The sequence below is a fragment of the Cupriavidus sp. 94F1 genome (assembly GCF_057798875.1).
On record NZ_JBYOJT010000009.1, the window covers coordinates 1 to 20,890 of the forward strand.

Here is a 20,890-nt window from a genome sequence, read left to right on the forward strand (position 1 = left end):
TTTCCCGTTTTTTGCCTGTTTTTTTAATTTTTTTTTCTCTTTTAAAAAACACCGGGGGGGGGGGGGGGCCCCCCGGCCGGGGGGGGGGGGGGGGGGGGGGCGCCCCCCCCCGGCGATTGCGGTACCAAGCGAGGATCTCGCAGCCGAAGCGTTTGCCCTCTCCCCCAACCCCTCTCCCGCGTGCGGGAGAGGGGAGTCAATCAGTAGACGGTGCGTCACGCAACCGCCCCCGCATCGTCCCCCTCAGCGCATTGGCGATGACGATCGCCTCGGCCCTCCGCACCGCCTCTCGCGTCACTGTCGTCTCGGCCACCGGGCCGTCGATCAGCGCGTCGCCCGCCTCCAGCACCACCGCGCGCATCACGCCGGGCAGGATGTCGGCAGACAGCGGCGGCGTCAGCCACTGCCCATCGACCTTGACGAACACCGAGCTGCGGCCACCTTCGAGCAGTTCGTCGCGCGTGTTGAAGAACAGGCAGTCGAATGCCCCGGCACGCTCCGCGGCCTGCCAGCCCTGATCGAAGGTATGACGCGCGCTGAGCTTGTGGCGGCGCAGCGGATCGGCCACGGGCAATCGCAGTTCCGCCATTTCGAGATCGACTGTCGCGGCTGGCAGCGGCGCGAGCGGTCCGCTGGCAAAGGCGATGCCGCCGCGCTTGTCGACGCTCATCCGCAAGCGCCAGTCGCCGTCGCCCAGCCGCGCGGCCTCGGCCTGCAACGCAGCACGAGCGGCCGGTGTGTCGAATGCGAATCCACAAGTTTTTGAAGATTTTGCGATGCGCGCGAGATGCCGTTCGCGATGCAGCACGACGCCGTCGTGCGCATGCATGGTCTCGAACAGCGTGAAGCCCGGGTCATGCGCCGTCAGGAAGCGCGCCTTCCAGCCGCATTCGGCGAACTCGTCGTCGGCCACGCTGTCATGGACGATGCCGCCGCCCACGCCCATCTCGCCGCGCCGCAGGCCGGTCTCGTCGGCTGCGGCCAGCACCAGCGTACGGATTGCTACGGACATGCCGAAAGCGCCCAGCGCGCCACCGGCGCGCGGCGCGTCGAGCCAGCCAATCGACCCCGTGTAGAGCCCGCGTGGCGAGGATTCCAGTTCGGCGATGATCTGCATGGTGCGGCGCTTGGGTGCGCCCGTGATCGACCCGCACGGGAACAGCGCCTGCATCAGGCTGCCGAACGACGTGCCGGCCTGCGCCGTGGCGGTGACCGTGGACGTCATCTGCAGCACGCGGCCGAACGGCTCCACTACAAACCGATTGGGCACCGCCACGCTGCCGGGCACGGCCAGGCGACCCAGGTCGTTGCGCAGAAGGTCGACGATCATCACGTTCTCGGCGCGATTCTTCGGATCGGCGGCCAGGACCCTGGCCGATCGTGCATCCACGTCGGCATCGCCGGTGCGCGGGGCCGTGCCTTTCATCGGGCGGGCCACCAGATGGCCCCCGCCATCGTGCGCCACGAACAGTTCCGGTGACAACGACAGCACCCAGCCATCGCCGGGCAACCGTGCCAGCGCGCCGAACGGCACGGGCTGGGCATCGCGCAGCGCGGCGTAGAAGGCCACCGGATCGCCGAACGCCTGGAAACCGAGCCGTTGCGTGAAGTTGACCTGGTAGGTATCGCCCGCCTCGATGTACGCATGGATGCGCGCGATGGCGGCGGTGTACTGTTCGCGCGACAGGTTGCCGGCCACGTCGAGCACGCCAGCCGGGCCGGGCCGGGCCTGGGCATCGACCCACTGCTTCACCTGTCCGGCGTCGAGCAGCGTCAGCGTACGGAACCACAGCAGGCGCAAGGCGCCATCGTGGAACGGTAGCCGTTCGTCCAGATGGACCGGAGCGCCGACGAGATGGCCGCCGAACTCGTACGGCGCAAACAGGGCAACGTGCAGGCCGTCGCGCCAGCCTTGTGCCAGCAGTGCGTCGAGCGCGGCGGCATCGGTGCCGGCCGGCACGATGTCCTGGCGTACGAAGCCGGTGTACAGGCGCGATGCGGCGACGCCAGGCGCGTGGGCATCGTCGAGCAGAACGAAGGGATCGGTGAGAGACATCAATCTGGCGAACGTGGTCGGGAGACGGACCGGGCCGTTCCAGCACCAACGATACATAAAAAAACCGGCCACGTTGCTCACGTAGCCGGTTTCTGTTTCCAGCGGCGCGAAGGCTTAGCTGAAGAAGCTCTTCACCTTGTCCAGCCAGGATTGCTCCTGCGGGCTGTGGCGCGAACCGCCTTCGTGCACCGAGCGGTCGAACTGGCGCAGCAGTTCCTTCTGGGCGTCAGTCAGCTTGACCGGCGTTTCCACGTTCACATGCACGTACAGGTCGCCGGGATAGCCCGAGCGCACGCCCTTGATGCCCTTGCCGCGCAGCCGGAACGTCTTGCCGCCCTGCGTGCCTTCGGGCACCGGGAAACTGGCCTTGCCGCCCAGCGTCGGCACCTCGAGCTCGCCGCCCAGCGCCGCCGTGGCGAACGAGATCGGCATCTGGCAGTGCAGGTCGTCGCCATCACGCTCGAATACCTCGTGCGGCTTGATATGCACTTCGACGTACAGATCGCCCGGGGGGCCGCCGTTGATGCCCGGCTCGCCATTGCCCGAAGAGCGGATGCGCATGCCTTCGTCGATCCCGGCCGGAATCTTCACTTCGAGCGTCTTCTGCGACTTCAGCTTGCCCTGGCCGTGGCACTTGGTGCATGGCTTGGGGATGAACTTGCCGCTGCCGTGGCACTTCGGGCAGGTCTGCTGCATCGTGAAGAAGCCCTGCGACACACGTACCTGGCCTACGCCGTTACAGGTCGGGCAGGTTTCCACCGACGACCCTGGCTCGGCGCCGTTGCCGTGGCAGTGATCGCAATCGTCCCAGTGCGGCACGCGGATCTGCGCCTCGTGGCCGTGCGCGGCCTGCTCCAGCGAGATCTCCATGCTGTAGCGCAGGTCGGCGCCCCGGTAGGCCTGCGGGCCGTTGCCGCGCCGGCCGCCACCGCCGGCCGCCTGGCCGAAGATGTCGCCGAAGATGTCGCCAAACGCCTCGGCGAAGCCGCCGCCGCCAAACCCGCCGGCGCCGAAGCCGCCGGCCATGTTCGGGTCCACGCCCGCATGGCCGTACTGGTCATAGGCAGCCTTCTTCTCGGGGTCGGAAAGCATCTCGTAGGCTTCCTTGGCCTCCTTGAATTTTTCCTCGGCTTCCTTGTTGTCCGGATTGCGGTCCGGGTGGTACTTCATCGCGAGCTTGCGATAAACCTTCTTGATCTCATCTTCGCTCGCGTTCTTGCCTACCCCGAGCACTTCGTAGTAGTCACGTTTTGCCATGGTGGCTCAATACCTGATGGGCCCGGCGGGTCATGAAAACACCCGGCGGGCGATAAGCAAAAAAGCCGAGCGCGGTGTCCGACCGTGGTTTGCACCGTGAGTCAGACCACCGTCGCCCGGCGTCGGGAACGGGCAGCGGCGCCGGCATCACCCGCGCCGCCGCCCCCTTCCCGCTTACTTCTTGTCGTTCACTTCCTTGAACTCGGCGTCCACGACGTTATCGTCCTGGGGCTGGGCCTGCTGCTGGCCGGCACCGGCCGCGCCTGCACCCGCCGCGCCGGCTTCACCGGCCTTGGCCTGCATGTCGGCATAGACCTTCTCGCCGAGCTTCTGGCTGACTTCGGACAGCGCATTGACCTTGGCATCGATCTCGGTCTTGTCGCCGCCGCGTGCGGCGTCTTCCAGTTCCTTGATCGCGGCTTCGATCTTTTCCTTCTCGCCGGCCTCGAGCTTGTCGCCATGCTCGGTCAGGGCCTTGCGGGTCGAATGGATCAGCGCATCGGCCTGGTTGCGGGCATCGGCCAGCTCGCGGGCCTTCTTGTCTTCCTCGGCGTTGGCCTCGGCGTCCTTCACCATGCGCTGGATCTCGTCTTCCGACAGACCCGAGTTCGCCTTGATCGTGATGCGGTTTTCCTTGCCGGTGGCCTTGTCCTTGGCGCCCACGTGCAGAATGCCGTTGGCGTCGATGTCGAACGAGACCTCGATCTGCGGCATGCCGCGCGGCGACGGCGGAATGCCTTCCAGGTTGAACTCGCCCAGCAGCTTGTTGCCGCTGGCCATCTCGCGCTCGCCCTGGAACACCTTGATCGTCACGGCCGGCTGGTTGTCGTCAGCGGTCGAGAACACCTGGGCGTGCTTGGTCGGGATGGTCGTGTTCTTCGAGATCATCTTGGTCATCACGCCACCCAGCGTCTCGATGCCCAGCGACAGCGGCGTCACGTCCAGCAGCAGCACGTCGGTACGGTCACCCGACAGCACCGAACCCTGGATGGCGGCACCCACGGCCACGGCTTCGTCCGGGTTCACGTCCTTGCGGGCTTCCTTGCCGAAGAACTCGCGCACCTGCTCCTGCACCTTCGGCATGCGGGTCATGCCGCCCACCAGGATCACGTCGTCGATGTCGCTGACCTTGACGCCGGCGTCCTTGATCGCGGTACGGCACGGTTCGATCGTGCGGGCGATCAGGTCTTCCACCAGGGCTTCGAGCTTGGCGCGCGTGATCTTCAGGTTCAAGTGCTTCGGACCCGAGGCGTCGGCCGTGATGTACGGCAGGTTGATCTCGGTCTGCTGCGAGCTCGACAGTTCGATCTTGGCCTTTTCGGCGGCTTCCTTCAGGCGCTGCAGGGCCAGCACGTCCTTCGACAGATCGACGCCCTGTTCCTTCTTGAACTCGCCGATGATGTAGTCGATGATGCGCTGGTCGAAGTCTTCGCCGCCCAGGAACGTGTCGCCATTGGTCGACAGCACTTCGAACTGCTTCTCGCCATCGACGTCGGCGATTTCGATGATCGAGATGTCGAACGTGCCGCCACCCAGGTCATACACCGCAATCTTGCGGTCGCCCTTCTCGTTCTTGTCCATGCCGAACGCGAGCGCCGCGGCGGTCGGTTCGTTGATGATGCGCTTGACTTCCAGGCCCGCGATGCGGCCGGCGTCCTTGGTGGCCTGGCGCTGCGAGTCGTTGAAGTACGCCGGCACCGTGATCACGGCCTCGGTCACCGGCTCGCCCAGGTAGTCCTCGGCGGTCTTCTTCATCTTGCGCAGCACTTCGGCCGACACCTGCGGCGGGGCCAGCTTCTGGTCGCGCACGCCAACCCAGGCGTCGCCGTTGTCGGCCTTGACGATCGAGTACGGCATCAGGCCGATGTCCTTCTGGACTTCCTTCTCCTCGAACTTGCGGCCGATCAGGCGCTTCACGGCATACAGCGTGTTGCGCGGATTGGTCACGGCCTGGCGCTTGGCCGGGGCGCCCACCAGGATCTCGCCATCTTCCATGTAGGCGATGATCGACGGCGTGGTGCGCGCGCCTTCCGAGTTTTCGATGACCTTTGGCGTGTTGCCTTCCAGGACCGACACGCAGCTGTTGGTGGTACCCAGGTCGATACCGATGATCTTACCCATAGTGTTCTCTCCTATTGCCCTGTCTCTCAGTCAGGGACTGCAATCTCGACTGAGAGCGAAATGTGGCCGTCCCGGGCCATTTCAAGGGTGTAATCTGCAAATCCGAGTAATTTTCTCGGTTTATCCGGCCAGACCCGCCAGCCGGCTGAAAGTTAGTTATTCGTCACAATCAGGACGGCCGCCCGCGCTGCCACAACACGTCGGTGCCGCCGTCCACGCGATTCAGCACGCGAGCCAGTACGAAAAGCAGGTCCGAGAGCCGGTTCAGGTACTGGCGCGGCGCGTCGTTGAGCGATTCGGCGGCGCCCAGTTCCACCAGGGAACGCTCGGCGCGCCGGCACACGGTGCGGCAGACATGGGCGTGGGCGGCGGTGCGGCTGCCCCCCGGCAGGATGAATTCCGCCAGGCGGGGCAGGCTGGCGTTGTAGTGCTCCAGCCAGGTATCGAGCTGCGCCACCTGGGGTTCCTTTAGCAGGGTGTATCCGGGAATCGACAGTTCGCCACCGAGGTCGAACAGGTCGTGCTGGATATGAAGCAGCGCATCGCGCACGTCGGCCGGCAGGTCCGGCTCGGTCAGCAGCAGGCCGATCTGGGAATTCAGCTCGTCGACGTCGCCGATGGCGGCAATGCGCAGGCTGTTCTTGCCCACGCGGCTGCCGTCACCGAGCCCGGTGGTGCCGGCATCGCCGGTGCGCGTGGCAATCTTGGACAGGCGGTTGCCCATGCCGGTCTCCTCGTTTTCTGGGGTTGGTGCTTCGAAGTGGCGCAATTATGGCCTGCTTCCGGTCCGGGATGGCCGTTTATCGGCCGGATGGCGGCCATTGCCCGCCCATCAGGTGGCGCACGCGGCGTAGGCGAGTCGTAGAATAGCGGCATTCCATTGCATACAGAGCCATACGGCCCGCCCGGAGACCCGCATGAACCACCCCACACCTGCCGCCGCCCTGGCGCGCCGCCCGTTCCCGTCCGCGCTGGCCGATGCCCTGACCTCCCGTTTCGGCGACCGCTTTTCCACCTCGAACGGCGTGCGCGAGCACCATGGCCGCGACGAATCGCCATTTCCGCCCGCCCTGCCCGATGCCGTGGTATTTGCCCACAGCACCGAGGAAGTGGCCGAGGTGGCCAGGCTGTGCAACACCCACGGCGTGCCGCTGATTCCCTACGGCGCCGGTTCGTCGCTCGAAGGCCACCTGCTGGCCGTTGCCGGCGGGGTCAGCCTTGACCTGTCGCAAATGAACCGCGTGCTGGCCGTCCATCCCGAAGACCTGACCGTCACCGTGCAGCCCGGCGTCACGCGCAAGCAGCTGAACCAGGAAATCAAGGACACGGGCCTGTTCTTCCCGATCGACCCGGGCGCGGACGCGTCGCTGGGCGGCATGTGCGCCACGCGCGCGTCGGGCACCAACGCCGTGCGCTACGGCACCATGCGCGAAAACGTGCTGGCCTTGACCGTGGTCATGGCCGACGGCCGCGTGATCCGCACCGGCACCCACGCGCGCAAGTCGTCGGCCGGCTACGACCTGACCCGCCTGTTCATCGGTAGCGAAGGCACGCTGGGCATCATCACCGAGGTCACGGTGCGCCTGTATCCGCAGCCCGAGGCCATTTCGGCTGCCGTATGCGCGTTCCCGAGCATGGGCGACGCGGTGCGTGCCACCATCCAGACCATCCAGCTGGGCGTGCCCGTGGCGCGCGTGGAATTCGTCGATGCGCTGGCCATCCGCGCCATCAACCGCCACGACAACCTGACGCTGCCCGAGACCCCGCACCTGTTCTTCGAATTCCACGGCACCGAGGCCGGCGTGCGCGAGCAGGCCGAGACCGTGCAGGAGATCGTGGCCGAGCATGGCGGCCAGGGCTTCGAGTGGGCCACCCGCCCCGAAGACCGCACGCGGCTCTGGAATGCCCGTCACACGGCCTACTTTGCGATGCTGCAGCTCAAGCCCGGCTGCCGCGCGGTGACCACCGACGTCTGCGTGCCGATTTCGCGCCTGGCCGATTGCGTGACCGAGACCGAGCGCGACCTGAACGCATCGTCGCTGCCCTGCCCGATCGTCGGCCATGTCGGCGACGGCAATTTCCACGTGGCGATCCTGGTCGATACCGGCAAGCCCGAGGAAATGGCCGAGGCCGAGGCCATCAACCGCCGGATCGTCGAGCGCGCGCTGTCGATGGGCGGCACTTGCACCGGCGAGCATGGCGTGGGGCTGCACAAGATCGGCTTTCTGGTGCAGGAGCACGGCGAGGACGCGCTGGACTTGATGCGCGCCATCAAGGACGCGCTGGACCCGAACCACATCCTGAACCCGGGCAAGATCTTCAGCGCGTCGCGCTGAGCCCGCGGCCATGGCATCGGTCTTCCAACGCGTTCCGCCGCTGCACCTGCTGATCGCCTTCGAATCGGCGGCGCGCCTGGGCAGCTTTGCCCGCGCGGCCGAGGAACTGTCGGTCACGCCCAGCGCGGTTTCGCATCGCATCAAGAACCTGGAGGAGCTCTGGGGCGAGGACCTGTTCGTGCGCTCGAACGCCGCGCTGCGGCTCACGGCGGCCGGCACGCGCTACCAGCGCAACGTGCAGGATGCGCTGAAATCGCTCAACGAACTGGCGCGCCCCGAGTACAACAAGCTGCGCACGCGCCTGCGCGTGGCCATTCCGCCCACCTTCGGGCGCCAGCACCTGGTGCCGCGCCTGCCCGAGTTCAGCGCGCTGTATCCGCATATCGACCTGGAACTGCACCTGGCGGTGCCGTTCCTGGATGTGAAGGCAGAGGATACCGACATCGAGATCCGCTACGGCACGGGCCGCTATCCGGACCTGAAGACCACCAAGCTGCTGGTGGAGCCGGTGTTCCCGGCGTGCGGCCGCGAATACTACGAGCGCGTGAACGGCTTTGCCATCACCAGGCCCGAGGACCTGCACAACCTGACGCTGCTGCGCAGCCCGCTGGAACCGTGGCGCCCGTGGTTCGAGACGGCGGGCCTGGACTGGCCCGAGCCGCAGACCGGCGCCCAGTTCAACGACATCGGCCTGATGCTGGAGGCCATCGTGTCGAACCAGGGCGTGGGCCTGGTGCGCCAGCGCATGGCGCGCCAGTGGCTGGCGGCCGGCCAGATGGTCAAGCTGCTCGATGTGGAATCGATCTCGCCGCACGGCTATTACATCGTCGAGCGCGAGCAGGCGCCGCTGCTGCCCGAGGCGCGCTACTTCATCGACTGGCTGCTCGGGCTGGACTGGTAGCGCCTGAGCCACTACGCTGGAAGCGTCCCCTGCCCGACGACGGTGTGCGCCGGTGCCGCCCCCCTGCCCGCGCCGGCATGAACCATTTTGATCGGGTCGGCATGCGGAATTCACGTGCCCGGGCGCCCGCCTGGCGAGGTGCCTGCGCTATAGTCTGCCGTCCCGGCCGCGTGCCTGCGAAGCAGCATGCGGCGCCCGGTCCGTCACAGGAGTTGCTGCCATGAACGCCCCGCAAGACGCCCGCACCGTTGCGGATGTATCCGCCCAAGCCGCCGATGGCCGCCGTGCCGCGCTGCTGGCCCGGCTGTCGGCCATCCTGCCCGACGCGGCCGTGCTGTGGCGGGCCGAAGACACCGTCCCCTACGAGTGCGATGGCCTGGCCGCCTACCGGCAGGTGCCCGATGCCGTGGTGCTGCCCGACACCGAGGACCAGGTCTGCGCCGTGCTGCGCCTGTGCCACGAACTCGGCGTGCCCGTAGTGCCGCGTGGTTCCGGCACCAGCCTGTCCGGCGGCGCCATGCCGGTCGCGGGCGGCCTGGTGCTGTCGCTGGCCAAGTTCAAGCGCATCCTGTCGGTCGATCCGTATTCGCGCACGGCGGTGGTCCAGCCCGGCGTGCGCAACCTGGCCATTTCCGAAGCGGCCGCGCCGCACAATCTCTATTACGCACCCGACCCGTCGTCGCAGATCGCCTGCTCCATCGGCGGCAACGTGGCCGAGAACTCCGGCGGCGTGCATTGCCTGAAGTACGGGCTGACCGTCCACAACGTGCTGCGCGTACGCGCGGTGACGATGGAGGGCGATGTGGTCGTGTTCGGCTCCGAGGCGCCCGATTCGCCGGGCCTGGACCTGCTGGCCACGATCATCGGCTCCGAAGGCATGCTGGCGGTGGTCACCGAGGTCACCGTCCGGCTCATCCCCAAGCCGCAGCTGGCGCAGGTCATCATGGCCAGCTTCGACGACGTGGAAAAAGGCGGCAATGCCGTGGCCGACGTGATTGCCGCGGGCATCATCCCGGCCGGCCTGGAGATGATGGATCGCCCCGCCACGGCCGCCGTGGAGGAATTCGTCAAGGCCGGCTACGACCTCGATGCCGCCGCCATCCTGCTGTGCGAGTCGGACGGCACGCCCGAGGAAGTGGCCGAGGAAATCGGCCGCATGAGCGAGGTGCTGCGCGCTTCGGGCGCCACGCGCATCACGGTGTCGCAGAACGAGGCCGAGCGCCTGCGCTTCTGGAGCGGCCGCAAGAATGCCTTCCCGGCCGCCGGCCGTATCTCGCCCGACTACTACTGCATGGACGGCACCATCCCGCGCAAGCACATCGGCACGCTGCTCAAGCGCATCGAACGGATGGAGCAGAAGTACGGCTTGCGGTGCATCAACGTGTTCCATGCCGGCGATGGCAACATGCACCCGCTGATCCTGTTCGATGGCGGCGACGTCGATGAATGGCACCGCGCCGAACTGTTTGGCGCCGACATCCTGGAGACCTGCGTCGAACTGGGCGGCACCGTGACCGGCGAGCATGGCGTGGGCGTCGAAAAGCTCAATTCGATGTGCGTGCAGTTCTCGCGCGAGGAATGCGAGGCGTTCTTCGGCGTGAAGGCGGCGTTCGATCCCGCGCGCCTGCTCAACCCGGACAAGGCCATCCCGACGCTGGCACGCTGTGCCGAATACGGCAAGATGCACGTCAGGCGCGGCCTGCTGCCCCACCCCGACATCCCGCGATTCTGATCGACGCGCCGGGCCCGGCGGGGGATGGCGGCACGCCGCCTGTTTATCCACCCGCCCCCGCTTACCCGTTTCGTCAGACATGCCACAACGCCACACCAACGCCATGATCCGCCAGCGCCTGGGCCAGCCCGAATCGGGCTGGCGCCAGCACTGGTACACGATCATCTTCGAAGCCGACACACGCCCGGGGCGACTGTTCGACGTCGTGCTGCTGATCGCCATCGTCGCCAGCGTCGGCGTGGTGATGCTGGACAGCGTGCCGTCCATCCACGCCCGGCTGGGCACGGCGTTCACGGCGCTGGAATGGATGTTCACGCTGCTGTTCACGGCCGAGTACGTCATGCGGCTGTGCGTGGTGAAGCGCCCGCTGCGCTACGCGCTGAGCTTCTACGGCATCATCGACTTCATCTCGATCATGCCCACCTGGGCGTCGTTCTTCGTGCCCGAGCTGGCGTTCCTGATCGACGTGCGGCTGCTGCGCCTGCTGCGGGTGTTCCGGATCCTCAAGCTCACGGTGTACTTCGAGGAGGCCGAGATCCTGGCCCGCGCACTGGCCAACAGCCGGCGCAAGATCTTCGTGTTCCTGGCCACCGTGTTCATCATCACGGTGATCCTGGGCACCGTGATGTACGTGGTCGAAGGCCCCGAGCACGGCTTCACCAGCATTCCGCTCAGCATGTACTGGGCCATCGTCACGCTGACCACCACGGGCTTCGGCGACATGGTGCCGAAGACGCCGATCGGGCAGTTCATCACGTCGCTGACGATCCTGCTGGGCTACGGGATCATCGCCTTCCCGACCGGCATCGTCGGCGCCGAGCTGGCCGCCAGCATCATCAAGCGGCCGCTGACCACGCGCTCGTGCGAGCAATGCCTGACCGAAGGGCACGAGCCGTCCGCCAGGTTCTGCCAGCACTGCGGCAGCGCGCTGCCGGCGTACCGCAGCGAGCCAGGCCTGGAGGGCCGGCTCGAAGGCGCCGTGGAGAACCGGCCGCCACCCAGGCCGCCGCGCCCATGATTGGCCCGATGCGCCCCTGACCCACCCACCCTATCACGACACGTCCTCATGCAAGCCACCCTCGACGCCACCCTCGCGACCTTCCGCGACGCGATTCGCCAGGCCGGCGACAGCCGCACTCCGCTGCGGCTGCGCGGCGGCGGCAGCAAGGATTTCTACGGCCAGGCGCTGATCGGCACCGTGCTCGACACGCGCGCGTATCGCGGCATCGTCGACTATGACCCGGCCGAGCTGGTGATCACCGCGCGCTGCGGCACGCCGCTGGCCGAGATCGAGGACGTGCTGGCCGAGCGCCGCCAGATGCTGGCCTTCGAGGCGCCCCATTTCGCCGCGCACGGCCAGGCCAGCACCGCCACGCTGGGCGGCGCCTTCGCGGCGGGGCTGTCGGGGCCGCGCCGACAGTCGGTGGGCGCCCTGCGCGATTTCGTGCTTGGCGCGCAGCTGATGGACGGCAAGGGCGAGATCCTGAACTTCGGCGGGCAGGTCATGAAGAACGTGGCCGGCTACGATGTATCGCGCCTGCTGGCCGGCTCGCTCGGCACGCTGGGCCTGGTCACCGAGGTATCGCTGAAGGTGCTGCCCGTGCCGTTCGACGACGCCACGCTGCGCTTTGCGTTGTCCCAGGCCGACGCCATCGACCAGCTCAACAAATGGGGCGGCAAGCCGTTGCCGATCGCGGCGTCGGCCTGGCATGACGGCGTGCTGTGTGTGCGCCTGAGCGGCGCCACCGCCGCCGTTTGCGCGGCGCGCGACAGCCTGGGCGGCGAGGTGGTGGATGCCAGCCACGCCCGACAGCTGTGGACCGCCCTGCGCGAGCAGACCTATCCGTTCTTCACCCCGGCACGCGACGCCGGCCGCGCGCTGTGGCGCATTGCCGTCCCGCCGGTGACAACACCGCTGGACCTGCCCGGCGAGCAACTGGTGGAATGGGGCGGCGGCCAGCGTTGGTGGCTGGCGCCCGACGACAGCGCCGCGTCGGCCGACCACGTCCGCGCAACCGCGCAGGCCGTGGGTGGCCATGCCACGCTGTTCCGCAACGGCGACAAGGCCGTGGGCGTGTTCACGCCGCTCGCGGCGCCGCTGGCGGCGATCCACCGGCGGCTGAAGGCCAGCTTCGATCCAGCGGGCATCTTCAATCCGCAGCGCATGTACAGCGGGCTTTGAGCCACGTCCGGACACGGTCCCCAACGATAACGATCCCCCACCATGCAAACCACACTGGCCGAATTCCTGCGCAACACGCCCGAAGGCGAAGAGGCGAAATCGATCGTCGGCAAATGCGTGCACTGCGGCTTCTGTACCGCCACCTGCCCCACCTACCAGCTGCTCGGTGACGAACTGGACGGCCCGCGCGGGCGCATCTACCTGATGAAGCAGGTGCTCGAAGGCAGCACGGTGACCGAAAGCACGCGCCTGCACCTGGACCGCTGCCTGACCTGCCGCAACTGCGAATCGACCTGCCCGTCGGGGGTCACGTACGGGCGCCTGGTCGACATCGGCCGGCAGATCGTCGATGACCGGCTGGCCGAACAGGGCGTCCAGCGCCCCGCCAAACAGCGCATCGCGCGCTGGATGCTGCGCGAGGGCCTGACCCGGCCCGGGCTGTTCGGCCCGGCGCTGAAGCTGGGCCAGATCGTGCGGCCGCTGCTGCCGCAGACGCTGCGCAACAAGGTTCCGGCGCACCCGACGCCGCCGGGCACCTGGCCGCGCAGCGAGCATCCGCGCAAGATGCTGTTGCTCGACGGCTGTGTGCAGCCCGCCATGTCGCCCAACATCAATGCCGCGACGGCGCGTGTGCTCGACAAGCTCGGTGTGCAACTGGTGTTGGCGCGCGAGGCCGGCTGTTGTGGCGCGATCCGCTTCCACACCGGCGACCATGCGGGCGGGCTCGACAACATGCGCGCCAACATCGACGCCTGGTGGCCCCATATCCAGGCCGGCGCCGAGGCCATCGTCATGACGGCATCGGGCTGCGGCGCGATGGTCAAGGACTACGGCCACCTGCTGCGCAATGATCCGAAGTACGCCGAACGGGCCGCACGCGTGTCGGCGCTGACGCGCGACCTGTCCGAGCTGCTGCCCGACTTCGCCGACGACCTGCACCGGCTGGCCGGCGCGGTGCCGCGCGATGGCCGCCGCGTGGCGTGGCATCCGCCCTGCACGCTGCAGCACGGCCAGCAGATCCGCGGCAAGGTGGAATCGCTGCTGACGCGCCTGGGCGTGGACGTGCGGCTCTGCGCAGACAGCCACCTGTGCTGCGGCTCGGCGGGCACGTACTCGGTACTGCAGCCCGAGCTGTCGTACAAGCTGCGCGACGACAAGCTGGGCAAGCTCCAGGCCACGTCGCCCGATGCCATCGCCACGGCCAATATCGGCTGCATCACGCACCTGCAAAGTGGCACGGACACGCCGGTGATCCATTGGGTGGAGCTGGTGGACCGCATGCTGGCGCCGACAGTGGCGGCGCAGGCGGCGTAGGGGATGGTTGCTCCCCTCTCCCGCAAGGCGGGAGAGGGGTCGGGGGAGAGGGACCAGCGCCTGCATGGCGAGGGCCGTGTTCCCGGCGCAACGGCCCGGCGCCTCATCTTGCACACATCTTGTCCGGGAGTAACATGGCGGCACATCGGATTCTCCCAAGCTGCCCCCATGCTCCAGACGTTTGCCATCCTGCTGGTCTTCCAGACCGTGGGCGAAGTCATCAGCTACGCCTTGCGCCTGCCCGTGCCCGGTCCCGTGCTCGGCATGTTGCTGCTGTTCGGCTGGCTCGTATTCGACAACCGGCTGCTGCCCGTGATCCAGGGCTCGGCCAATGACCTGCTCAAGCACCTGTCGCTGCTGTTCGTGCCGGCCGGCGTCGGCATCATGGTGCATGCCAACCGCATCGGCAGCGAATGGCTGCCGATCGTCATCGCGCTGGTGATCTCCACCTGGGTGGCCATCGCCGTGACCGCGCTGGTCACGCGGGCACTGATGCGCAAGCCGCCCGCCGATGCCGTGGATGCCGGAGCCCAGCCATGATGTCGCCGCGTCTCAATGAAATCTGGGTGTACCTGGCCGCCAGTCCGCTGATCGGGCTGACCGCCACGCTGATTGCCTATGTGTTCGCGTTCCGCATCTACGAACGGGCGCGGTTCTCGCCGCTGGCCAATCCGGTGATGATCTCGGTGGCCATCCTGGTCACGGTGCTGACCGTGACTGGCACGCCGTACAAGACCTACTTCGACGGCGCGCAGTTCGTGCACTTCCTGCTGGGGCCGGCCACCGTGGCGCTGGCTGTGCCGCTGTACACGCAGTTGCCGAAGCTGCGCAGCAATGTGCTGCCGCTGCTGGCCGGCTTGCTGGCCGGTTCGGTGGCCGCCGTGGTGTCGGCGGTGGGCATCGCCTACCTGCTTGGGGCCTCGCCCGAGGTGGTGCTGTCGCTGGCGCCGAAGTCGGTGACGATCCCGATCGCGATGGGCGTGTCCGAGAAGATCGGCGGCCTGCCGTCGCTGACCGCCGTGCTGGTGATGGCCACCGGCATCATCGGCGCAATCAGCGCCACCGGCCTGCTGAACCTGCTGCGCGTGCGCGACTACACCGTGCGCGGCTTTGCCACGGGCGTGGCAGCCCACGGCATCGGCACGGCCCGGGCGTTTCAGGTCAGCCAGGAGGCCGGCGCGTTTTCGGCGCTGGGCATGGGGCTGAATGGCGTACTGACGGCCATCCTGGTGCCGGTGATGGCGGCCTGGATGCCGCATTGAGACCTCACCCGGGCCCCTGACATGCTCCTGACAGCACGCTGTCAGGAGTGTCCGCGCATGATCCGGTCTCCCGACATGACGAAGAGGAGCGCCACCATGGCCAACCCGTCCAATGCACTGGTCAACTGGCTGGAAATCCCGGTGACCGACATGAAGCGCGCAATGCAGTTCTACGAAACGGTGTTCGAGCATCCGCTACGCCGCGAAACCGTGGGCGACGTCGACCTGGCCGTATTCACCCATGCCAGCTCGGCCGGTGCGCTGGTGCGCGGCGAGCAATACCGGTCCAGCGCGTTCTACGGCCCGGTGCCGTATTTCAACGCCCCCCAACTTGACGACGTGCTGGCGCGCGTCACCTATGCCGGAGGCCGCACCGTGCGCGGCCCGGTACAGTTGCCCGACAACATGGGCCGCTTCGCCCATATCACCGACAGTGAAGGCAACCGGATCGGCCTGCACGAACCGGCCATGGTTGCCGCACCCGCCGCCGTCGCGCACTGACGCCGCCATGAGCCGACGCGCCGACCGCCTTTTCCAGATCGTCCAGGTCCTGCGCGGGCGCCGCCTGACCACGGCCGCGCTGCTCGCGCAGCGGCTGGGCGTGTCCGAACGCACGGTCTACCGCGACATCCAGGCGCTGTCGCTGTCCGGCGTGCCTGTGGAGGGCGAAGCCGGCATCGGCTACCGCCTGCGGCCCGATTACGATGTGCCGCCGCTGATGTTCACGTCGATGGAAGTGGAGGCCATGGTGGCGGGCCTGCGCCTGCTCAAGGCCTGGGGCGGCGGCGCGCTGGCCGCCGCGGCCGAGCCATCGCTGGAAAAGCTGATGGCCGCCCTGCCGCCGCAACGGCGCCTGGCCGCGCAGCAGAGCCGCATCTTCGCGCCCGAATATGCCAACCACCCCGCCGTGCGCGAGGCGTTCGACATCGTCCACACGGCCATCGGCGCGCAGCGGCTGCTGCAGATCGACTATTCCGATGCGCAGCAGCGCGACACCGTGCGCGTGGTGCAGCCGCTGGGGTTGTTCTTCTGGGGCAATGTCTGGCTGGTGGCCGCCTGGTGCACGGCGCGCGAGGACTACCGGAGCTTCCGGCTGGACCGCTGCCGCAAGCTGACCATGCTGGCCGAGCATTTCCACGAAACGCCGGAGCGTTCGCTCAACGGCTTCCTGCGCGCGGTCCGGGCGGACTCGCACGGCTGAAGCCGGCCGCCGCCGGTCGCCGGCCGGTCTGTTTCAGGCGCCCGGATCGCTCAGCAGTGTCTCGATGTCGCCGCGAATCTCGTCAGGCTTGGTGGTCGGCGCATAGCGCTTGAAGATCGTGCCGTCGCGGCGCAGCAGGAACTTGGTGAAATTCCACTTGATGGCCTGCGTGCCCAGCAGCCCCGGCTTTTCCGACGTCAGCCACTTGTAGAGCGGATGCGCATCGGCGCCGTTGACATCGATCTTCGCGAACATCGGAAAGGTGACGTGGAAGCGCGATTCGCAGAACGCGCCGATCTGTTCGGCATCGCCCGGCTCCTGCTTGCCGAACTGGTTGCACGGAAAGCCCAGCACATCAAAGCCGCGCGTCTGGTAGCTGTCCTGCAGCGTCTGCAGACCCGCGTACTGGGGCGTGAAGCCGCACTCGCTGGCCGTATTGACGATCAGCAGCACCTTGCCCCGGAAGTCAGCCAGCGGCACCGGCTGGCCTGCCAGCGAACTGGCCTCGAACTGGTAGACGTTGCTCATCGTCGGTCTCCTGAAAGGTAATGGGCGCAAGGATACCGCGCCCCGGCCGCCTGCGTCAGATCACGTTCAGGTGTTCGGTGCCGGCGCCAAGATCCGCGTCGCGATGCCGCGTGCTATGGAGCTTGATCATCAGGCGCAGGTCGTTCAGCGAGTCGGCGTTCTTGAGCGCGTCCTCGTAGGTGATCTTTTCGGCCTCGTACAGTTCGAACAGCGCCTGGTCGAACGAGATCATGCCCTGCTCACGCGATTTCTTGATGACTTCCTTGAGCTCGTGGATCTCGCCCTTGAAGATCAGGTCGGCCACCAGTGGCGTGCCGATCATGATCTCCACGGCCGGCACGCGGCCCTTGCGGCCGGCGCGCGGCAGCAGACGCTGCGAGATCATCGCCTTCAGGTTCAGCGACAGGTCGATCAGCAGCTGCTGGCGCTTTTCCTCGGGGAAGAAGTTCACGATCCGGTCGATGGCCTGGTTGGCGTTGTTCGCGTGCAGCGTGGCCAGGCACAGGTGGCCCGTCTCGGCGTACTGCATCGCGTATTCCATCGTCTCGCGGTCGCGAATTTCGCCGATCAGGATCACGTCGGGCGCCTGGCGCAGCGTGTTCTTCAGCGCGATGTGCCACGACTCGGTATCGATGCCCACCTCGCGCTGCGTGACGATGCAGTTCTGGTGCGCATGCACGTATTCGATCGGGTCCTCGATCGTGATGATGTGGCCGTACGAGTGCGCGTTGCGGTGGTCCAGCATGGCCGCCAGCGAGGTCGACTTGCCCGAGCCCGTGGCGCCGGTCACGATCACCAGCCCGCGCTTGGACATCACGATGTCATGCAGCGACTGCGGCAGGTCCAGGTCTTCCACCGACGGGATGCGCGTGTTGATGGTTCGCACCACCATGCCGGCGCGGCCCTGCTGGATGAACGCCGACACCCGGAAGCGGCCCGCGTTGGGCGCCGTGATCGCGAAGTTGCATTCGCGCGTGTCGTCGAACTCCTTCACCTGGCGCTCGTTCATGATCGAGCGCACCAGGCCCAGCGCCTGCGTCGGGTTCAGCGGCTGCTGCGAGACCGGCGTGATCTTGCCGTCGACCTTGATGGCCGGCGGAAATTCGGAGGTGATGAACAGATCCGAGCCGCGGTTGTTCACCATCAGCTCGAGCAGGTCGTTGATGTACTTCGATGCGGATTCGCGGTCGAGCATGATCGCCCCTTAGCCCATGAATGCGTCCGGGTTCTTCGCAATCGCCCGCGCATCGTTGTAGTTGATCATGCCGCGCTTGATCAGGTCGCCCAGGCACTGGTCCAGCGTCTGCATGCCCATGCCGCTGGACGTCTGCATCATCGAGTACATCTGCGCAATCTTGTTCTCGCGGATCAGGTGGCGGATGGCGGGCGTGGCGATCATGATCTCGTGCGCCGCGGTGCGGCCATTGCCGTCGCGCGTCTTGAGCAGCGTCTGCGAGATCACGGCCTCCAGCGATTCGGACAGCATGGTCCGGACCATGTCCTTTTCCTCGGGCGGGAACACGTCCACCACCCGGTCGATGGTCTTGGCGGCCGAACTGGTGTGCAGGGTGGCAAAGACCAGGTGGCCGGTTTCCGCCGCCGTCAGCGCCAGGCGGATCGTTTCCAGATCCCGCAATTCGCCCACCAGGATCACGTCCGGGTCTTCCCGCAGCGCCGAACGCAGCGCATTGGCAAACGAATGCGTGTGCGGCCCCAGCTCGCGCTGGTTGATCAGGCTCTTTTTCGAGTTGTGGACGAATTCGATCGGGTCCTCCACCGTGAGGATGTGGCCCATGTCGTTGTCGTTGCGATGGTCGACCATCGCCGCCAGCGTGGTGGACTTGCCCGAACCGGTCGGCCCGGTCACCAGCACCAGTCCGCGCGGCTTCATGCACAGGTCGGCGAACACCGCCGGCGCATGCAGGTCGTCGAGCGTCAGCACCTTCGACGGAATGGTACGGAATACGGCGGCCGAGCCGCGCTGCGTGGTATAGGCGTTGACCCGGAAACGGGACAGGCCCGAGATCTCGAACGAGAAATCGACCTCCAGCCGTTCTTCATAGGATTTGCGCTGAACGTCGCTCATGATGTCGTACACCATGGCGTGGACGTCCTTGTGCGTCATCGCCGCGACGTTGATGCGGCGCATGTCCCCGTGAATACGCACCATCGGCGGCATGTCGGCCGAGAGGTGAAGATCGGATGCCTTGTTCTTGACCGCGAAGGCCAGAAGCTGTGCGATGTCCATCTATAATGACCCCACCCTGAAAGAGGCCCTGGCGCGAATATCGATTTGCCGGGCCTTCAAAGGTTTATTGTTGTACTTCTAGTTGTACTTCTTCGAATATATCCGCTGGATTATGTCTGTAATCGCCGCCAACTTGCAAGCCGTGAAAAATGACATCGCGGCGGCCGCACAACAAGCCGGCAGGGCGCCGGCCGATGTCACATTGCTGGCGGTTTCCAAGACGGTTTCGGCGCATCGGGTCCGCGAGGCCTTCGACGCCGGCCAGCGGGCTTTCGGCGAGAACTATGTCCAGGAAGGCGTGGAAAAGATCGCCGCGCTGGACGCGCTGCGCGGCCAGATCCAGTGGCATTTCATCGGCCCCCTGCAAAGCAACAAGACGCGGCCGGTGGCCGAGCAGTTCGACTGGGTCCATGCCATCGACCGGCTGAAGATCGCCGAGCGGCTGTCCGCCCAGCGTCCGGCAGGGCTGCCGCCGCTGCAGGTCTGCATCCAGGTCAATATCAGCAACGAGGACACCAAGAGCGGCGTGGCGGCGGCCGAGGTGCCGGCGCTGGCCCAGGCCATCGCGGCGCTGCCGAACCTGCGGCTGCGCGGCCTGATGGCCATTCCGGCGCCAGCGGCCGACCCGGCCGCCCAGCGTCAACCGTTTGCCGCCCTCCGTGCGTTGCTTGATCAACTGCGGCAATCCGGGCTACACGTGGACACGCTCTCGATGGGCATGTCCGCCGACATGGAGGCGGCCATTGCCGAGGGCGCCACGCTGGTGCGTATCGGCACCGCGATTTTCGGCGCGCGGCGCTGATGGCGCCCGGCATGGTCCGCGCCGTCTTTCGCATCCCATGACATGAAAAAACGCCGGCCGCCACGTATCGCGCCGGCACACCAGGAAACCTGATGCTCGATTCCCTCACCTTTGGCTTTCTCGGCGGCGGCAACATGGCCTCTGCCCTGATCGGCGGCCTGGTGGCCCGTGGCGTGCCGGCCGGGTCGATCCGCGTGGTCGATCCCTCGGAAGATGCCCGCCAGCGCCTGGCCCAGCGTGGCGTCAAGGCGCTGGCGGCGCCCGACGCAGCCTTTGGCGCCAGCAACGTGATCGTGCTGGCCGTCAAGCCGCAGCAGTTCCGTGACGCCGTCGCCGCGCTTGAGCCGCTGCTGACCGACAACCTCATCATCAGCGTCGCGGCCGGCATCCGGCTGCAGGACATGGCCCGCTGGCTGGGCCGCAGCCGTCTGGTACGCGCCATGCCGAACACGCCCGCGCTGGCCGGCTTGGGCATGACCGGCCTGGCCGCAGCCCCGGGGCTGTCCGGCGCCGACCGGGATATCGCCACGGCCGTGGCCGAAGCCGTGGGCCAGTGCGTCTGGGTGGACAACGACGACCAGATCGACGCCGTCACCGCGATCTCGGGCAGCGGGCCGGCCTACGTGTTCTATTTTGTGGAGGCGATGGAGCGCGCGGCCGTGGAAATGGGATTGTCCGCCGAACATGGCCGGAAACTGGCCGTGGAAACGTTCCGTGGCGCGGCGGCGCTGGCGGCCAAATCTCCCGAGCCGGTGGCCACGCTGCGCGAGCGCGTCACGTCCAAGGGCGGCACGACTTATGCCGCCTTGACGGCGATGGATGCCAGCGGCATGAAGGACGCTTTCGTCAAGGCCATGCACGCCGCCGCCGCGCGCGGACGCGAGATGGGTGCGGAGTTCGGCAAGGATTGACGGGATGGCGCCGTGCTTCCATGCCATGGAAGCGCGGCG

The 20,890-nt window shown here is 67.1% G+C and carries 19 protein-coding genes; 12 read left to right on the forward strand and 7 right to left on the reverse strand.

All coding sequences use genetic code 11. The features are described from left to right. Positions 1–196: 196 nt before the first annotated feature. The 4 genes from AC3FJ6_RS20285 to AC3FJ6_RS20300 all read right to left on the reverse strand — a co-directional run bounded on the left by AC3FJ6_RS20285 (position 197) and on the right by AC3FJ6_RS20300 (position 6,158). Entirely contained in the window at positions 197–2,056 is a 1,860-nt protein-coding gene (locus tag AC3FJ6_RS20285; RefSeq protein ID WP_488773480.1) for a chorismate-binding protein, read from the reverse strand. 114 nt (positions 2,057–2,170) lie between these two features. After that, positions 2,171–3,313, reverse strand: coding sequence for a molecular chaperone DnaJ (dnaJ, locus tag AC3FJ6_RS20290; RefSeq protein WP_092601499.1), 1,143 nt, complete (start codon positions 3,311–3,313; stop codon positions 2,171–2,173). Between the two features lie 174 nt (positions 3,314–3,487). Further along, the gene (gene dnaK, locus AC3FJ6_RS20295; protein WP_400391406.1) at positions 3,488–5,434 is read right to left on the reverse strand and encodes a molecular chaperone DnaK; all 1,947 of its coding nucleotides are present in this window, start codon (positions 5,432–5,434) and stop codon (positions 3,488–3,490) included. 169 nt (positions 5,435–5,603) lie between these two features. Beyond that, entirely contained in the window at positions 5,604–6,158 is a 555-nt protein-coding gene (locus AC3FJ6_RS20300; RefSeq protein WP_488773482.1) for a cob(I)yrinic acid a,c-diamide adenosyltransferase, read from the reverse strand. A gap of 193 nt (positions 6,159–6,351) precedes the next feature. Here AC3FJ6_RS20300 and AC3FJ6_RS20305 point away from each other — a divergent pair, with 193 nt between their 5' ends. The 10 genes from AC3FJ6_RS20305 to AC3FJ6_RS20350 all read left to right on the forward strand — a co-directional run bounded on the left by AC3FJ6_RS20305 (position 6,352) and on the right by AC3FJ6_RS20350 (position 16,362). Then, positions 6,352–7,770 (forward strand): FAD-binding oxidoreductase, encoded by a 1,419-nt coding sequence (locus AC3FJ6_RS20305; RefSeq protein WP_400391399.1) that lies wholly within the window; start codon positions 6,352–6,354, stop codon positions 7,768–7,770. A gap of 10 nt (positions 7,771–7,780) precedes the next feature. Continuing rightward, a complete protein-coding gene (locus AC3FJ6_RS20310; protein WP_488773483.1) occupies positions 7,781–8,671 on the forward strand; it encodes a LysR substrate-binding domain-containing protein in 891 nt (296 codons plus the stop codon). Between the two features lie 220 nt (positions 8,672–8,891). Continuing rightward, positions 8,892–10,403 (forward strand): FAD-linked oxidase C-terminal domain-containing protein, encoded by a 1,512-nt coding sequence (locus AC3FJ6_RS20315; protein ID WP_400391393.1) that lies wholly within the window; start codon positions 8,892–8,894, stop codon positions 10,401–10,403. Positions 10,404–10,482: 79 nt separating this feature from the next. Beyond that, positions 10,483–11,421, forward strand: a complete 939-nt coding sequence (locus AC3FJ6_RS20320) for an ion transporter (RefSeq protein WP_400391391.1) — start codon at positions 10,483–10,485, stop codon at positions 11,419–11,421. Between the two features lie 48 nt (positions 11,422–11,469). Continuing rightward, positions 11,470–12,585, forward strand: coding sequence for a glycolate oxidase subunit GlcE (gene glcE, locus AC3FJ6_RS20325; RefSeq protein ID WP_488773484.1), 1,116 nt, complete (start codon positions 11,470–11,472; stop codon positions 12,583–12,585). Between the two features lie 42 nt (positions 12,586–12,627). Further along, positions 12,628–13,899, forward strand: a complete 1,272-nt coding sequence (gene glcF / locus AC3FJ6_RS20330) for a glycolate oxidase subunit GlcF (protein ID WP_488773485.1) — start codon at positions 12,628–12,630, stop codon at positions 13,897–13,899. A gap of 168 nt (positions 13,900–14,067) precedes the next feature. Continuing rightward, positions 14,068–14,439: a CidA/LrgA family protein gene (locus AC3FJ6_RS20335; protein WP_400391383.1), complete on the forward strand. Its 372-nt coding sequence runs from the start codon at positions 14,068–14,070 to the stop codon at positions 14,437–14,439. Beyond that, on the forward strand, positions 14,436–15,161 hold the full coding sequence (locus AC3FJ6_RS20340; protein ID WP_153947309.1) for an LrgB family protein: 726 nt from the start codon (positions 14,436–14,438) through the stop codon (positions 15,159–15,161). The genes AC3FJ6_RS20335 and AC3FJ6_RS20340 overlap by 4 nt, the downstream gene beginning before the upstream one ends. A gap of 75 nt (positions 15,162–15,236) precedes the next feature. Continuing rightward, positions 15,237–15,662, forward strand: a complete 426-nt coding sequence (locus tag AC3FJ6_RS20345; RefSeq protein ID WP_488773486.1) for a VOC family protein — start codon at positions 15,237–15,239, stop codon at positions 15,660–15,662. A gap of 7 nt (positions 15,663–15,669) precedes the next feature. Next, on the forward strand, positions 15,670–16,362 hold the full coding sequence (locus tag AC3FJ6_RS20350) for a helix-turn-helix transcriptional regulator (protein ID WP_092601546.1): 693 nt from the start codon (positions 15,670–15,672) through the stop codon (positions 16,360–16,362). 33 nt (positions 16,363–16,395) lie between these two features. Here AC3FJ6_RS20350 and AC3FJ6_RS20355 read toward each other — a convergent pair whose 3' ends face one another. The 3 genes from AC3FJ6_RS20355 to AC3FJ6_RS20365 are packed head-to-tail and all read right to left on the reverse strand — an operon-like array spanning position 16,396 to position 19,138. Further along, complete coding sequence (locus AC3FJ6_RS20355; protein ID WP_400391373.1) at positions 16,396–16,890, reverse strand: glutathione peroxidase; 495 nt, start codon at positions 16,888–16,890, stop codon at positions 16,396–16,398. A 55-nt stretch (positions 16,891–16,945) separates the two neighbouring features. Continuing rightward, the gene (locus AC3FJ6_RS20360; RefSeq protein WP_153947305.1) at positions 16,946–18,085 is read right to left on the reverse strand and encodes a PilT/PilU family type 4a pilus ATPase; all 1,140 of its coding nucleotides are present in this window, start codon (positions 18,083–18,085) and stop codon (positions 16,946–16,948) included. Positions 18,086–18,094: 9 nt separating this feature from the next. Further along, the gene (locus AC3FJ6_RS20365; RefSeq protein WP_153947304.1) at positions 18,095–19,138 is read right to left on the reverse strand and encodes a type IV pilus twitching motility protein PilT; all 1,044 of its coding nucleotides are present in this window, start codon (positions 19,136–19,138) and stop codon (positions 18,095–18,097) included. Between the two features lie 112 nt (positions 19,139–19,250). Here AC3FJ6_RS20365 and AC3FJ6_RS20370 point away from each other — a divergent pair, with 112 nt between their 5' ends. Both AC3FJ6_RS20370 and proC read left to right on the forward strand, forming a co-directional pair. Then, a complete protein-coding gene (locus AC3FJ6_RS20370) occupies positions 19,251–19,940 on the forward strand; it encodes a YggS family pyridoxal phosphate-dependent enzyme (protein ID WP_488773487.1) in 690 nt (229 codons plus the stop codon). 92 nt (positions 19,941–20,032) lie between these two features. Then, positions 20,033–20,851 (forward strand): pyrroline-5-carboxylate reductase, encoded by an 819-nt coding sequence (gene proC, locus AC3FJ6_RS20375; protein ID WP_488773488.1) that lies wholly within the window; start codon positions 20,033–20,035, stop codon positions 20,849–20,851. Positions 20,852–20,890: the final 39 nt, after the last annotated feature.